General features: G+C 42.7%; 13 protein-coding genes. 5 read left to right on the forward strand and 8 right to left on the reverse strand.

Translation table 11 applies throughout. The features are described from left to right. Window positions 1-20: 20 nt before the first annotated feature. On the forward strand, window positions 21-2,612 hold the full coding sequence (gene porW / locus ACT3IB_RS11450; protein WP_491539153.1) for a type IX secretion system periplasmic lipoprotein PorW/SprE: 2,592 nt from the start codon (window positions 21-23) through the stop codon (window positions 2,610-2,612). Here porW and ACT3IB_RS11455 read toward each other — a convergent pair. Beyond that, entirely contained in the window at window positions 2,609-3,694 is a 1,086-nt protein-coding gene (locus ACT3IB_RS11455) for a quinone-dependent dihydroorotate dehydrogenase (RefSeq protein ID WP_491539154.1), read from the reverse strand. The genes porW and ACT3IB_RS11455 overlap by 4 nt on opposite strands. 84 nt (window positions 3,695-3,778) lie before the next feature. Here ACT3IB_RS11455 and ACT3IB_RS11460 point away from each other — a divergent pair, with 84 nt between their 5' ends. Then, complete coding sequence (locus ACT3IB_RS11460) at window positions 3,779-5,062, forward strand: bifunctional folylpolyglutamate synthase/dihydrofolate synthase (RefSeq protein ID WP_491539155.1); 1,284 nt, start codon at window positions 3,779-3,781, stop codon at window positions 5,060-5,062. A 129-nt stretch (window positions 5,063-5,191) separates the two neighbouring features. After that, window positions 5,192-6,667, forward strand: a complete 1,476-nt coding sequence (gene rho / locus ACT3IB_RS11465; protein ID WP_491539156.1) for a transcription termination factor Rho — start codon at window positions 5,192-5,194, stop codon at window positions 6,665-6,667. Between the two features lie 6 nt (window positions 6,668-6,673). Here the strand turns inward: rho and ACT3IB_RS11470 are convergent, their stop codons facing one another. Both ACT3IB_RS11470 and sppA read right to left on the reverse strand, forming a co-directional pair. After that, window positions 6,674-7,528 carry an MBL fold metallo-hydrolase gene (locus tag ACT3IB_RS11470; RefSeq protein ID WP_491539157.1) on the reverse strand — a complete coding sequence of 285 codons (855 nt, stop codon included), beginning with the start codon at window positions 7,526-7,528 and terminating at the stop codon, window positions 6,674-6,676. A 9-nt stretch (window positions 7,529-7,537) separates the two neighbouring features. Then, entirely contained in the window at window positions 7,538-9,328 is a 1,791-nt protein-coding gene (gene sppA / locus ACT3IB_RS11475; protein ID WP_491539158.1) for a signal peptide peptidase SppA, read from the reverse strand. A 107-nt stretch (window positions 9,329-9,435) separates the two neighbouring features. On the opposite strand from sppA, the gene ACT3IB_RS11480 reads away from it, so the two are divergent. Together ACT3IB_RS11480 and alr are read left to right on the forward strand one after the other, a co-directional pair. Then, complete coding sequence (locus tag ACT3IB_RS11480) at window positions 9,436-11,034, forward strand: phytoene desaturase family protein (RefSeq protein ID WP_491539159.1); 1,599 nt, start codon at window positions 9,436-9,438, stop codon at window positions 11,032-11,034. Window positions 11,035-11,048: 14 nt separating this feature from the next. Further along, the gene (alr, locus tag ACT3IB_RS11485; RefSeq protein ID WP_491539160.1) at window positions 11,049-12,113 is read left to right on the forward strand and encodes an alanine racemase; all 1,065 of its coding nucleotides are present in this window, start codon (window positions 11,049-11,051) and stop codon (window positions 12,111-12,113) included. Window positions 12,114-12,128: 15 nt separating this feature from the next. Here the strand turns inward: alr and ACT3IB_RS11490 are convergent, their stop codons facing one another. The 5 genes from ACT3IB_RS11490 to ACT3IB_RS11510 form a co-directional block, all read right to left on the reverse strand. Continuing rightward, the gene (locus ACT3IB_RS11490; protein WP_491539161.1) at window positions 12,129-12,686 is read right to left on the reverse strand and encodes an FKBP-type peptidyl-prolyl cis-trans isomerase; all 558 of its coding nucleotides are present in this window, start codon (window positions 12,684-12,686) and stop codon (window positions 12,129-12,131) included. A gap of 122 nt (window positions 12,687-12,808) precedes the next feature. Next, entirely contained in the window at window positions 12,809-13,651 is an 843-nt protein-coding gene (gene tatC / locus ACT3IB_RS11495; RefSeq protein ID WP_491539162.1) for a twin-arginine translocase subunit TatC, read from the reverse strand. A gap of 19 nt (window positions 13,652-13,670) precedes the next feature. Beyond that, window positions 13,671-14,969: a serine hydroxymethyltransferase gene (gene glyA / locus ACT3IB_RS11500; protein ID WP_491539163.1), complete on the reverse strand. Its 1,299-nt coding sequence runs from the start codon at window positions 14,967-14,969 to the stop codon at window positions 13,671-13,673. A 5-nt stretch (window positions 14,970-14,974) separates the two neighbouring features. Further along, window positions 14,975-15,418, reverse strand: a complete 444-nt coding sequence (gene rpiB, locus ACT3IB_RS11505; RefSeq protein WP_491539164.1) for a ribose 5-phosphate isomerase B — start codon at window positions 15,416-15,418, stop codon at window positions 14,975-14,977. A gap of 115 nt (window positions 15,419-15,533) precedes the next feature. Next, entirely contained in the window at window positions 15,534-16,214 is a 681-nt protein-coding gene (locus tag ACT3IB_RS11510) for a DUF4159 domain-containing protein (RefSeq protein ID WP_491539165.1), read from the reverse strand. Between the last annotated feature and the right edge of the window lie 4 nt (window positions 16,215-16,218).

Here is a 16,218-nt window from a genome sequence, read left to right on the forward strand (position 1 = left end):
CAGAAAATAATGGGTAAACTTTGAGGAAGCTTCTTCTCATACTGTTGGCAGGGTTATTTTTAGTAGGATGCGGGAGTTCTCTGAAAAATTCCTGGAATAATTTTACTGCCTATTATAATACTTTTTATAATGCCCGGGAGAGCTTTAAGTCAGGATTAAAAAAAGTTAAGAATCAGCCTGTCACTATTGATCCGTCTTCGCCGGTTCGTATTCATCCACCCCCGAACAAGGCGGGATATAATGATTTTCAAAATGCAATCGATAAAGGGGCACAGGTGTTGCGTAGGTTTCCCGATTCTAAATGGGTGGATGATGCTATTCTATTGATTGGAAAATCTAATTATTATCGGCAGGAGTTTTATCCGGCGCTCCAAAAATTTGACGAATTAATAAATGCCGGTTCCTCACCCGAAATGATCTCGCGCGCTATAATTTGGAAAAGTAGAACACAACTTGATTTAAAGCAATACACAGCTGGGGTAAGCTTTGTAGAATCTGAGCTTGAACAATTTCCTGCCCAGTGGCCTCGAAAGTATAGGGGAGAGATTCAAGCGTTGGCTGGCCAGCATCACGTTATGCTGGAAAACTTGGAAGAAGCCGTTGGCTACTTATTTGATGCAACTGCCAATATTCAAAAAAAAACAATGCTTGGGCGAACGTATTTTTTACTTGGTCAGGTATTGGAGCAGCAGGAACGCTATGGTGAGGCTTTTAATGCCTTTAGAGAGGTAGAAAATAATTTTCCCGACTTTGAATTTCTTTACTGGTCACGGTTTAAACAGGCCGATATTGCAAGGAAAGCGGGCCGATATGATCTGGCTCTTGATATTTTTCAAACCCTGCGGAATGATGATAAAAATGTTGACCGTCGCGGGCGTCTATTATTTGAAGTAGCCAGGACACACGAGATGATGGGAGAAGCCAAACAGGCCGAAACAATGTTTAAAAGCCTTTTGTATGGTACTGAGAGCCAACAGTCTCGTGCTTTAAAAGCAGATATTTATTTTCGACTTGGCAAAATATATAGCGATCAGTATGATCAGTATCAAACGGCAGCTGCTTACTTCGATTCTTCATCCACGATACATACCTCTACTCCATCCGGCAATGATACAGAAAATCCGGCTGAATTAGCAGATACGTACGGTGAATATACCGAGCTGAAAAAGTCGATAACCCGAGCGGATAGTTTGTTGAGACTGGGCTCTCTTTCAGAACAAGCTTTAGATTCGGCACTGACTGCTATACGAATACAGAAGCAAAAAGAACTGGAGCAGGAAGGAGACAAATCAACGGCTATTGCCAATACTGAAATTACAGAAGAAGAGAGCACCGGCACGCCCGATATTCCATCCCGTTACGGTTATCTCAATTACAAAGATGCGCAGCTTGTAAGGCAGTACAAAGCACAGTTTAGATTACGCTGGGGGGATCGTCCGCTTGTTGACAATTGGCGAAGAGCAGAAGCGATAAGAGGGATAGAAAGGCAAGAGGATGTTGGTACGGCAAATAATAACCAATCAGCAATTGAGCCAGAAAATGAAGAAACGAATGTAGCGCTGGACCTCAAGGAAATACCGCGCACGACAGAGCAAAAAAATAAGCTGAGAACGGCGAAGGCTAACGCCCAATATAGCTTGGGTAATTTACTATTTCTTAATTTGAACATGCCCGATAGTGCCCGGTATTATTTTCATAAGGTTCTGAAAAATGATGACGCCAAACAACTGCATCCTCCGGCGATGTATTCTCTTTTTGAAATATTTTCTGCCGACGACAATTCCGACAGTCTTCAATATTGGGGCAACATGATCCAGAAAAAATATCCGGATACACGGTATGCTAAGAGGGTAAAGGTTAGGATTGGAAATGTAACGGGAGAGGATTTTGAACAGGATATGAGGACAAGATTGTTGGATCAGTATCACCACCACCTAGAGGATACGACGTCCCAAAAGCCGGTAAGATTACGAAGGTTAGCGCTGAATAATCGCGCCTCAGATCTGGCCCCCCATATATTTTACCAATCTATCGAGGCATATATCGAGCAGGCTAAAAAGAGTACCCGCTTTATTGACTCTTCCTATAACCAATCCTTACTACCCCAGCAGGGTGATAGTGTAAGGTTTGATTCCGTTACAACCACTGCAGAATCAGAACAGCAACTTCAGTTTACAGGTGCTGCCTGGGATAGCGTGCGATTTGCTATACAGCAGTTTGATACTACCTTCCCCAATGCGCAACAGCAGCAGAGGATAGACAAACTGCAGAAGGTATTGGAAGAGCAAAAATCAGTATCACAAGAAAATATGACCTGCAAGGATTTGGGAATTTCGCTGCGTGTTGAGCCCAGCATGGAATCATTTTTATCGCAGGTAATTTATCCCGAGAAATTAGCAGGGACTTCATTATCAGGGAAGCTGGTTTATTCATTTGTGGTGACAAAAGAGGGAGAAATCAAATCATATAAGCTAATCTCACAAAAAACCGAGCTGGGAATAGAAGAGGCGTTTGAAGAAGCGTTTGATGAGCATTTACAGTTTGCACCCTTAGAGACAGAACAAATTAGCGACGAGATTACATGCCGGGTTTCATTTCCCATCCAGCGTTAGTCAAATGCTTTCACCAGCTGATGGATCGATTTGATATTTAGCTCATCCAGTTCGTGTAACAGCTGACGGTTGATTGATTTTACAAGTCCGGGTCCTTCATAAATTAATCCGGTATACATTTGGAGTAAATCTGCTCCTGCTAACAACATTTTAAGCGCTGTACTAAAATTATCAATACCACCTACGCCAATAATGGGCTTTTGTCCCTTGGTCGCCTCACTGATCCATTCAACAATTTGAATGCTTTTGTTAGCGATTGGTTTGCCACTTAGTCCGCCCTGTCCAATATTATTGAGCTCCGATTTACTTGTTTGTAAACCCTCACGTGACGATGACGTATTGCAGGCCACATATCCGTGTATGCGATGATTTTCACAAATCTCTAAAAGCTGCAATAATTGATCTTTGGTGAGATCAGATGAAAATTTCACAGTTGTTGGCACAACTCGAGCATCGTCGCGAATTTTCAGGGCAGAAAGTAGTTCATCCAAAGCTTGAGGATCTTCAAATGTTTTGCCCTCTGAGGTATTGGGGCACGAGATATTAACAGTAATATAGTCGGCTACTTTTTTTGCCTCCTTGAAGCTCTGAACATAATCCTGTATTGCTGCATCCCCCATGATTGAGGGATCATGAGTTTTGGCAATATTAATCCCCAGTGGGATGGATAGTTCCTTATTTTTTAGTCTTTTTACAATAGTTTGAGCGCCGTCGTTATTTAATCCCATTCTGTTGATAAGTGCCCGATCTTTGGGCAAACGAAAGGCACGGGGTTTGGGATTTCCGGTATTGGGATTGGCGGTAATGCTGCCTATTTCTACAAAGCCGAACCCCAGCGCCTCCATAATTTCAGGAATTTGTCCATTTTTGTCGAAACCCGCGGCAAGTCCAATAGGATTTCTAAATGTTAATCCCCATATTTGTTGACTTAATTTCGCAGATTGATAATTGTATAAACTCTTTGCCAAAGCTTTCAAAATACCACTATCGGATGCTGTTTCAGCAAAGCGATGAATGGTAGAGTGGGCCTGCTCGGCGTCAAGTTTGAATAAAAGTGATTTAACCAACGAATTATAAATCATAATATATGACGAGCGATATTTTGCCTCCGCAAAGTAAAGAGCTTTTTTCTAAGAACGAAATTAAAACGATTAAATTCAGCTTCAATGCGTTTTACCTCTCTACAATCCGTCCAAGAGTATCTCGAGCGTATACCGAAATTTCAATCCCGGGGATCTTCTGCAGCCAAGTTTGACCTATCCCGCTTTCGAAGTTTTTGTGATGCCATAGGTAACCCCCACGAAGAATTTGATTCCATTCATGTTGGAGGGACAAACGGTAAGGGAAGCACATGCAATATGTTGGCTTCTGTGCTGCAAAAGGCTGGCCATAAGGTGGGAGTATATACTTCTCCTCACATTATGACATTTAATGAACGTTTTAGAATCAATGATGAAGTTATTTCAAGAGATGACCTTCTGCTATTTTTTAATACTCACATTGATGATATTGAAGAATATAAGCTTACCTATTTTGAGATAAGTACGGCGATTGCCTTTTGGTGGTTTGCACGATCTAATACCGATATTGCCTGCATTGAGGTAGGTTTGGGCGGCAGGTTGGATGCTACCAATATCATTGATCCGGTAATAAGTGTGATTACCAGTATTGCGCTCGATCATACCGATATTCTTGGGAATAGTGTTATCGAAATTACCCGGGAAAAAGCAGGTATTTTAAAAGAACGTCGTCCCGTAGTGATAGGAGATCTACCGAAAGAAGCACGAGACGAAATCATCAATATAGCTGAACAGAAACAATGCCCGTTATTTACAATTGATGATTTGAATCCGAAATACATAAAGCCGGGGCATTACCAGTTAACACTCCAGGATAGCACTGTGGATATTAAGAGTAACGTAACTTCGCCGATACAGGCGAAAAATATGGCAATCGTCTGGCAAATTTGTGCTGTAATTGGAGATCAGTATAGAGGAATTACCGAGGAGGACTACTTAAGTGGCCTGGAGCGTGTTAGTACCGGTTTGGGGAGGTTTGAGCGACTCCTCGATGGCAAGCAGTGGTATTTTGATGGTGGACACAACCTGGAGGCTATAAAGGCGTTAAAAGAATCAGTAAAAACAGTAGGAAATATTGAAAATGCAACGTTGGTGCTTTCGTTGATGCGTGATAAAATTCATGAGGAAGTGATGACAGAATTTTTAGAATTCAAAAATATCTATTATTATACTTTAGGCCTTGAACGGGCAGCAACTTTTGACGATATTAAACAATGGTTGCCCAAGGCTAACCCCTTTCCTGCTTCTGATGAAGATCGAAAAAAAATAATGCAAGACGATTTTGATTCAGAATTAGTAATTTTTTCAGGAAGTTTTTACTTTTATGAAACAGTTCGGGACTGGGTTTCAACTTTTGCTTTAAACCAATAACTCATATCTACCTGAATTTGCTCCCTTTTTACAGCGTAGATCTATTCTCTATAGCTTCTGACAAAAGATTATAGGATCATTTTATTCATCGTAACCCATTTTCATATTTAAAATAGATAGAAGAAGATTATGTCGGATTACCAAACCGATGGAGTTTCTCTTGAAGAAATAGATACTCTTCAGGAAAAAACAGTTAAGGAACTTCGTTATTTAGCCCGTGAACAGGGATTAAGTTCGGTATCAGACTTGCGAAAGCAAGAATTGATTAATCGTATCACACAATCAGTACGCGATAAAGCAAGAGCTCGAGGAGAGTTGGATGAGGATGGGAATGACCATCGCTCCAATAACAATGGGAGTCGAAATAACTCCGGACATTCCGACAACAATCGAGGGAAGAAAAAGAAGAAAAAAAGTGTCCACGACATCCTGCCAGAATCGGATGCACCTACCCTTGATGAACGGTTGGCTGAGATTCAGCCCGAATTAGGTCCATATTTGATACAGGAGGGCACGCTGGAGATTTTGCCTGATGGATACGGTTTTCTGCGATCGGTGAATTATAACTACAAGGCCAGTCCTGACGATATTTATGTCTCACCTTCTCAGATCAAGCGTTTCCGGCTTAAGCAGGGCGATTGTGTGATTGGAATTATTCGTCCGCCTAAAGTGGGGGAACGATACTTTGCCCTTTTGCGCGTCGACGGAGTAAATGGGAAAATTCCTCATGATATGGATAACCGTGAGGATTTTGAGGATCTCATGCCGATTTATCCCGAGGAACGATTTAAGCTGGAGCATAAACCCACAGAATATACAACGCGTGCTCTGGATCTGTTTTCGCCCATGGGAAAGGGACAGCGTGGTCTTATTGTAGCACAACCTAAAACGGGTAAAACAACCATTTTGCGCAATATCGCAAATGCTGTTAATGAGAATAATCCGGAGACGAAGATCATTATTCTGTTGATTGACGAGCGACCTGAAGAAGTAACCGAAATGGAGCGCAATGTTGAAAACGCAGAGGTGGTTGCATCTACGTTTGATGAAAAACCGGAAAATCATATAGGTCTTTCTGAGATTGTTTTTGAAAAAAGTAAGCGCCTTGTAGAAAGCGGACATGATGTATTAGTCTTGTTGGATTCTATTACCCGGCTTGCGCGAGCGTACAATATATGTCAACCGTCGTCCGGCCGAACGATGTCGGGCGGTATAGATTCAGAGGCACTAAAAGCACCACGCCAGCTGTTTAGCTCAGCCCGTAATATTGAAAATGGGGGGAGTCTTTCTATTCTTGCTACAGCACTGGTTCAGACCGGTTCTCGCATGGATGATCTGATCTTTGAAGAATTTAAAGGAACAGGTAACATGGAGATTGTATTGGACCGGAACTTGTCTGAGCGCAGAATTTATCCTGCCATGGATATCTTTAAAAGTGGTACACGGCGCGAAGAATTGATTGTTCCCGAATCTGAACACGAAAAGGTGGTACTGTTACGACGTTATTTGAATCGCATGAATAGTTTTGAGGCGATGGAATTTGTGCTCGATAAGATGAAGGGAACGGAAGATAACGAAGAGTTTTTGCTCTCCATGAATAAATAGTCAATCCTACTCTGGGAGTTGTTTAGCTAATACGTATTTTTTGTCGTTATCTTTGAACAGATGACCTGCTTGTCCATTTCCGGAATGATAGAAAAGTAATAAAGCCTTTTCATTACAAGCTTGTTGGAGAAGCCTGACCTTCTTTTTCTTGGCTTCCAGGGGATAGATATCAGCCTTTTCCATGCCATACTCATTAAGCTGATATTCTGTTGGCAGTAAATCTCCCATGTAATACGCTTTTTCCCCAGCACTTTCGAGGATCACAATTTGATGTCCCGGTGTATGTCCCCCCGTTTTTACCACCGTAATGCCGTTCACGATTTCTTGAATATTATCTGATAAAAAAGTGACTCGGTTATCACTGACTAATCGATAAAAATCATCCAGGCGATAGCGTTCGCTGTATGACAGTTGCTGACCTTCGCTTTGTTCAAGAGCAAAGTCCCACTCCTGCTGGTGGACATAGTAGGTGGCATTTGGGAACGTAGGTTGCGTTTTAGCATCGGTATCGGTAAAGGAAGAGCCGGCCGCATGATCGTAATGTAAATGCGTTAAGATTACATGGGTAATATCCTCGGGTTTTAAGCCGAAAATGCGCAGATTGGTGCATACGTTAGAAACGTCCGTATACTGGCTGCCGGCATCCAATCCCCAACCCAGGCCGGTATCGAGTAACACATTTTGGTTGCCTGATTGAACTAAAACAGGATTGATCCCAACCATAACAGAGTTGCTATCGTTGGGATTTTTAGATCTTGAAGCCGAATGGGCAGTTCTTTCAGATCGGTTGATGTGTCCATCTTCGAAGCACTCAAAGTGCCCTTCGCTTAACACCTCTACCGTAAATGAACCAATATCCATGTCGGCTCTTTATTGAATGCTAATTTCGTATGGAAATAATGTTAACGCATCGCGACGTTTGAGAACAGAAAACTGCTGTTCCATATCTTGAATTTCTTTAGAGAAGAACCAGCTTTCGGGTAGCAGTGCTTTGGCCTGAGTAGCAGCAGAGCCCATAAAAAGCTCATAAAATGTTTTCGGTTTTGGGAATTTTGCAATTTTGTAATCGCTTATTTTGGCTTTTTCAGCTGCTAAGCTCAGAGCTTTATCGAGGCCGCCTAACTCGTCCACCAAGCCATTTTGATGGGCATCAGCCCCAACCCAAACGCGTCCTTGAGCAAGCTCGTCCATTTGGTCTACTTCCATGTCACGACCTTTCGCCGCTTTGGTAATAAAGGTTTGGTAGAAGTTGTCAATATACTGCTGAAATGCTTTCTCCTCAGATGCTGTAAACTCCCGCGTTGGAAGCAGCCAGTCGGCATGTTCGTGAGTTTTTACTTCGTCAAAGGTGATACCCAGCTTCTCATTCATCAATTGCTTGGTATTAAATTTGGTGCCGAACACTCCAATGGAACCCGTAATAGTTGTTGGTTCTGCAACAATCGAATCACCGGCCATGGCTATGTAATATCCGCCGGAAGCCGCAACGCCACCCATGGAGACGATAACGGGGATCTCTTTCTTCGTTTCTTGCAGCATCCGCCAGATGGCATCGGATGTGCTGCCGGAACCGCCCGGGCTGTTAATACGCAATACCAATGCTTTAATGTCATCATCCTCGCGAATTTGCTCGAGTTGCTCTTCAATAAAATCAACGGTAATCTGTGTTTGATTGTTGAACGGAGAATTTGAGCCTACATTCGGCATAATAGGACCATTGGCGTATACTACCGCAATCTTATCTGACGTTGATGGGGTGGAAAGCCCTGCTGAAGACCGAGTAACTTTAGAGTAGCGACCAGAGTCTACGGTTTTAATTGAAGCACTTTCGTCGAGGCCTATTCTGTTTTTTATATGAGCAACTAACTGATCGGAATAGATCAATGAGTCTATGAGCTGATTTTCAAAACCAAATTGGGTCGTCAAGTTCGGTTGACCGTTTAGCAGTTGGTTCAGCTCTTTGGTAGAATGGCCGGTCTTGGCACTAACCGCATCCAAAAAGGTACTACCCGTTTGATTTAATATTTGGGTAAGCTGATATTCATTCTCCTCGGACAGATCTTTTCTAAAGAAAGGTTCAACGGCGCCTTTATATTTACCGTGTCGAATGACTTCTGCATCTATACCCAGCTTTTCAAACATCCCATCGAAAAATGTTACCTGGCTAAAAAATCCATCAAATTCGAAGAATGTTTCCGGTGGTGCAAACACAGAGTCGGCTGCTGTCGCCAAATAATATCCCTTCTCGTTGTAACCAAGGTCGTTGGTACTAGCATATATGAACTTGTCAGAACTGTCACGAAAAGCACTGATTAACCGGTGTGCTTCTTGTAGATTTGCCCAGCTTTCGCTCATGAAATCAATCTCGAGCCAAATGCCTTCAATATTATCGTGAACTTGTGCTTTGGCTAAATTTTCTTTTAATGTTTCCAGGGAGACCTTATCATTGTTTGACTGATTTAAGAGTTCATCCAATGGATTCTGGGAATCCTGGCTTGGTAGGGTCCCGCTAAGAGACATTTTTAGGACGGAATTACTTTGGATATATGGCTCTGGCTGCTGTGAACTTGTTGAAATGGTAATAATGGCAACAAAGAAAACCAGCAACAGTGCGATAAGTGTACCCAGTGTAGCGGCAATAAGTGTTTTGAAAAAGTTCATATAATTAAACTATTAGTATGTTGTTTCAGAATTAATTGCGGTGATGAATTGTTGAACTCTGTACGTTAAATTTTGAAGTATGTTATCAAAAGTGAGTGTTATAAACAATGTCTAAACAAGATGTAATAATTATAGGTTCAGGTCATAATGGTTTGGTTACAGGTTGCTATTTAGCCAAAGAAGGCTATTCTGTAAAAATTATTGAGCGCCAAGATCAGCTGGGTGGGGCAGTAAGCACTGAAACGATGTTCAAATCTGAGAAATACCTGCAGGGCTTTCGGATGGATGTAGGTTCTTCTGTGCATATCATGATTCATCAGACGGGTATTTTGGAGGAGCTTGAATTGGAGAAGTATGGGTTGGATTATATTGAGATGGATCCCATCATGTCGTACCCGGTGCCCGACGGAAAGGGTGTTATCCACTTTTTTAAGGATCTGGAACGCACATTAGATTCGATTGCCAAGGTGGCTCCCGAAGATGTCGAAAACTATCGTGATTTTGTGGAATTCTGGGGGCGTATTAATAAGGGCGTTTTAAAAGCATTTATGGTCCCGCCCAGTGGCAAGAATATTGTTACCGAAGTTGCGAAGGGACAATTTCGTGATGGCGGAATGTTCGAAAAAGGAAAGCAGCTTGACGGTCTTCAGAAAATACTGAGCAGCTACGGTAAAGTCGTTGATGACGCGTTTGAAAATCCGCATATGAAGGCAGCATTGATGTGGTTCGCGGCACAGTCGGGGCCTACGCCCGATCACCCCGCTACAGGCGATTTTGCCGGCTGGCAGTCGATGTTGCATCAGAGTGGAGCCAAGCATCCGCGGGGTGGAAGCGGAATGTTGACACAGGCGATGGCGCGGTTTATTGAAGCTCATGGCGGTGAGATTATTACCGGAGCACCCGTTGAGAATATTATTATTGAAGATGGCAAAGCACTCGGAGTTCAAACAGAAGGGGAGGAATATCGGGCTGATACGATCATCTCAAATGCGCACGTGCAAACCACCATGATGAGGCTGGTTGGGCGTGACCATCTTCCGAACTCTACCTATCAAAAAGTGGAAAATATTAATGTGGGTAACGGATTTGGGATGGTCATCCGATGTGCCGTGGAGGAGTTGCCCCGTTATGCAGCTTGTCCAGATGACCCCTATATCCATAACGGGATGCAGCTTTTGGCCCCTTCGGTTCAATACATGAATGATGCAATTGGGGACTATCAACAGAAAAAGCCACCGACCGATCCAGCAGTACTGGCTATGACCTTCTCACAAATTGATCCTGATGTGGCACCCAGCGGAGGGCATACTCTTTTTGCATGGGCACAGTGGCATCCCTACGAACTGCAGGATGGGTTGCATTGGGATCAGATTCGTAAACGGGAAGCCCAAAAAATATATGATGTGGTTACCCGCTATGCCCCGAATATGAAAGACAAACTGATAGATTGGTATATTCAGTCGCCCCTTGATATTGAACGCAAGCATGGTTTACTGCGTGGCAACGTAATGCATGTGGAGATGAGTTTTGATCAAATGTTTATGTTTCGTCCTATTCCCGAGATGAGTGAGTATAAAACTCCCATTGAGAACCTGTACTTGTCATCGGCCTCATGTCATCCGGGTGGAGGAGTTTTTGGTGCAGCGGGATATAATGCTGCAAACGTGATTTTAAAAGATAAAAAGAAATCCTGGTTCAATTTTTAATCGTACTGTTTTTTATGATTCAGAAATCGAATGCAACGGTTGAAGTTAATCTCGACAAGCTTAAACAGAATTTAAGGGTACTGCGCTCTTATTTGGATGAAGATACTCGTGTGATGTCGGTAGTAAAAGCGGATGCCTATGGGCATGGTGCCGTAGAGGTAGCCAGCACACTTGAACCCATGGTTGAAGCTTTCGCCGTTAATGATATTCACGAAGGCATTGAACTGCGCAAGCAGGATATTACAAAACCTATTCTCGTATTTGAAGTCCCACAAAAGACAACGGCATCACAATACAGGATACATAATTTGACGGCTACGGTAAGTGCCAAAGAACATTTTGGTTGGCTGCCTAATGGAACCTCGTATCACCTCAATTTTGATACCGGCATGGGGCGACTGGGATTTGCGCCAAAAGAGGCTGAACGGGTTTTATCAATGGTGAAAGAGAATAAGAATCTATTTTGTACAGGAATATATAGTCATTTTGCCACAGCGGATAGCCCGGAATCAGATTTTGTCACTGAACAGCATCGTTTGTTTACAACGATTCGAGAACATTTTCCTCAAGAATTATCAGCCCATATAGCCAATACCGGTGCTACCGCTTTTTATTCAAACGAGTTGTTTGATATGGTTCGTTTGGGAATTGGGCTTTATGGTTATGCTCCGGGAAAAACGAATATCGAAGATATCAGTCCAATACTACATTGGAAGTCGAATCTTGTACAAATAAAACCTATAAATGAGCAAAGTACCGTCAGTTACGGAGCGACATGGCAAGCACCGACAGACGGGAATTTAGGAATTATTCCCGTGGGTTATGATGATGGTCTCAAGAGGAGTTTATCAGAAAAACTAACTGTGCGGATAAAAGGGGAAACATATCCACTGGTAGGTAATATCACCATGAACTACAGCATGGTTTTTCTTGGTGATGATGAGTATAAGATGGGGACTCCTGTTGAATTGCTTTATACTGAAAGCAATGCGCGGGATTGGGCATCAAAAATTGATACCATACCTTACGAAATATTAACAGGCATTAACCCCAAAATACCAAGAGAATATATACTGTAAAAAAGCGCCTTTGTCTTACAGGCCTGTAATTTCAACATCGTAACGTAAGGTTTCATCCCGTAAATCAATACCATTTACACCAGGTCTGTTGTCAGAATATCCCAACGATGGTGGTACAATAATCACTCTTTTTTCACCTTCTTTCATTCCCAGCAGCCCGCGCCGAAACCCTTCAATTTGTGCTGCCTGTTGTGAAGTCGAGTTTGGAGTTAGATTTGTAATAATCGCTGACGAATTTGTGCTATCTACATAAGTACTTTCAAATATTTCGCCTTCACCAGTTCCTCCATCAAAAATTCGCCCTGTGTACTTTAAACTTATCTGGTCGACCGGTTCTACAGTGCAAAATTCTTCGCTTCCACCCGGGCAAATACCTTCTTCGATGATATATATTTCAACGCCTCCTTCTTTGGTGAAGGTGGTATCTGCATCCGATATATTATAGGCTTCGGGGACATTACTGAAATCAGGTCCGGTTGGCTGATTGTTGTCATCGCCACAACCCTGAATAAGAATTGCCGACGAAATTAGCAGTACCAACAGCAGAATAGGTGATGTTTTAAAAAATCTCATTGATTTAATACGAATTAAAATCTGATTCTATTGAGGTATTTGGAAATTTTGTCTACGCTTATTTTAATAGCGTTAAAGGTAACGTATTTACAGTGCACTGGAAAACAATAATTTTTGAGACATTACCCATCACTAAACGCTTGTTCGAGCTCTTTGTTGCGCTTGTAAACGCCCAATTTACTGATCCATACAGAAAGCTGAAAAAGCAATACCAGCGGAATCGCAATAAGCACTTGCGAGACAGGATCGGGAGGCGTTAAAAATGCTGAGAGAACGAAACAAGAAATAATGGCGTGGCGCCGGTATTGCTTTAAAAATTCAGGGGTAAGTAATCCGAATTTGGAAAAGAAATAGCTTAACACCGGTAATTGAAAGATGATGCCACATGATAATATCCACATGGTGAGAGAACTGAAATACTCGTTAATATCAAAATCATTGTGGATGGCGTCAGATATTTGAAACTGGCTAAAAAACTGTAGAGCAAAAGGGACAAGAATGAAATATCCGAATGCTACGCCTAACAGAAAAAAGAAAGTAATAAAAGCACTATGACCTATTGACTTCCATTTTTCTGATTTTTCCATGGCCGGCTCTATAAACGACCATAATTGGTAAAAGAGAATGGGTGATCCCAAGATGCCTCCAAAGACGATCAACGTGCCCCAGTAGGTAAAAAACTGCCCGGGTAATTTTCGACTTTGGATGGTGAGATCGATGGCATCGATGCCGAGAAGCTGGTACACAAAAAAGTTAGATTGGGTAGGCCCCAGCATAACTTTTGACACAAGAAAATCACCAAAGAAAAAAGCGATGAGCATACCAATGCCAATCCCACCAAGTCCCTTAATGAGCCGCCAGCGCAGCTCCTCGAGATGATCGAGGAACGACATGTTGGCGGTGCGATCTTTAGGCTTTTTTGCTTCGGGTAAATCCCCGGTCATTATTTGTCGCTCTTCAGTCATAAAAGGTATGAGACAAATACTAAGCGGTTACAAAATCATAAAGTGGAAACGCATCACAGAGTTCGGAAACCTGTCCTTTTACATCCCTTATGACAGATTCATCTTCCGGATCTTGCAACACCTTATCGATCAGCTTAGCAATTGTTTTAAATTCGTCGGTTCCAAATCCGCGAGTGGTCATGGCTGGTGATCCAATACGGATACCTGAAGTTACAAAAGGACTTTCGGTATCGAAGGGAACCATATTTTTATTGAGCGTGATGTTGGCTTTTTCGAGTGCTTCTTCAGCAACTTTCCCGGTTAATCCTTTGTTGCGTAAATCGACCAGGATGAGGTGGTTATCGGTGCCGTTGCTTACCAGGTTATAGTCCATCTCCATAAAAGCGTCACCCATTGCTTTGGCATTCGCTTGTACCTTTTTTTGATACGATTTAAAACCATCTTGCTGTGCTTCTTTAAAAGAGACTGCTTTAGATGCTATCACATGCATCAGCGGACCGCCTTGGGTACCCGGAAATACGCCGGAATCGAGAATCTCACTCCATTTTTTAGTACGCCCTGATTTACGAGCTGTTACCCCAAGTGTATTTTCTCCATCTTCTCCGAGCAAAATCATTCCGCCGCGAGGACCACGTAATGTTTTGTGGGTGGTCGTTGTAACCACGTGGCAGTGGGGCAGAGGATCATTCAGCAAGCCTGCGGCGATAAGTCCGGCCGTATGTGCCATATCCATCCAAAGGTAAGCTCCAACTTCGTCCGCAATTTCGCGAAATGCCTTATAATCAAAATCACGAGGGTACGCCGAGGCCCCGATTGAAATAAGCTTGGGTTGTACTTCTTTGGCTTTTTTGCGGACTTCTTCCAAATCAATGCGGCCGGTTTCCTTATCAACACCGTAGAACTCAGAGTTATATAGGATTCCGGAAAAGTTAACGGGAGATCCATGGGTCAGATGACCGCCGTGCGAGAGATCAAGACCTAAAAGAGTTTCACCGGGTTCCATAAAAGTGAGGTAGACTGCGGCATTTGCCTGGGCGCCTGAGTGGGGTTGTACATTCACCCAAGATGCTCCAAAAAGCTTTTTGGCCCGTTCGCGGGCAAGTTCTTCAACTTTATCCACCACTTCACAGCCACCGTAATATCGTTTGCCCGGCAGTCCCTCGGCATATTTGTTGGTCAACGTAGATCCCATTGCTTCCATCACAGCTCGTGAAGCAAAGTTTTCTGAAGCAATGAGTTCTAAATTATCATTTTGGCGTTCTTTTTCTTCGGCTAAAAGTTGATAGATATCAGAATCTTGATCGGATAGAGATTGCATAAATGTTACTCTTTATCAGTTAAGTCGTGAATTTTATTAACGCGACGTTCATGACGGCCGCCGTCAAAATCGGTATTAAGCCAGACTTCGACTATTTTTTTAAGGTCTTCGTCACTTAGCTCCCGGCCCGGTAGACATAAAATATTTGCGTTGTTGTGCTGACGGGTCATTTTAGCAGATTTATCATCATATACTAAAGCGGCGCGGACATTCTTATATTTATTTGCAGTCATACACATTCCCTGCCCACTTCCGCAGATAAGAATACCCTTTTCGTGTTCACCGTTATTAATTTTTTCGGCTACCTGCACGGCAAAGTCGGGATAATCAACCGACTCATCAGAGTGGGTCCCAAAATCAACAGGCATGTGATCCATTTCTTCGAGCCACGCTTTAACTTTTTCTTTGGCCTCAAAACCGGCATGGTCGCTGGCAATTGGAATGATCATACTTACAGAAGATTTGCTTGGATTAAAAGTTGGTTAAATATCCGTAAATTACGCCTTATTAAAAAGGGGCGCGTATAAGATATTTGTTGGCATTTAATTCGAACAGATTACAGGGCTACTGCCCGCTGGTAAGTGCATATATCAAGATATTTGTCCCCATTTGAAGAGCTTTTTCCCTAACAGCAGCAGGATCTTTGTGAACATCGGGATTAGCCCAGCCATCACTCAAATTTGTTTCGTAGGTATAAAAGACGGCTAGTCGTCCTTCCAAAAATATGCCCAATCCCTGCGGCGCTTTGCCGTCGTGTTCATGGATTTTAGGAAGCCCCCCGGAGAATTCAAAAACTTGATGATAGATAGGATGGTCGAAAGGGAGCTCAATTAACTCCTCATCGGGAAATACTTTGCTAATCATATTTCGAAAATGTTCATCCAAACCGTAATCATCATCAACATAAAGAAATCCGCCGTTCTGCAGATAAGTTCGCAAATTTGTGGCTTCGGGCTGGTTAATGGTGATGGTTCCGTGACCGGTTAGGAAGGCAAAAGGATATTTTAATAGATCAGGGCTGCCAATATCGATATCATCATATTCTGGGTTTATTGCGATGGGGACCTGCTGCCGGGCGAATTCAACCAGGTTTTCTAAAGCTGACGGATCGTTATACCAATCGCCGCCACCCCGATATTGAATGCGGGCTAAGCTAAAGGTATCTGAATCTTGAGCTGTTGTTGGCAAAGTAAAACCGGCTGCCAAAACGAACAAAAGAATGTATTTAAGAATGTTAGAATACATTGGT

The organism is Fodinibius sp. GM21 (genome assembly GCF_058386955.1).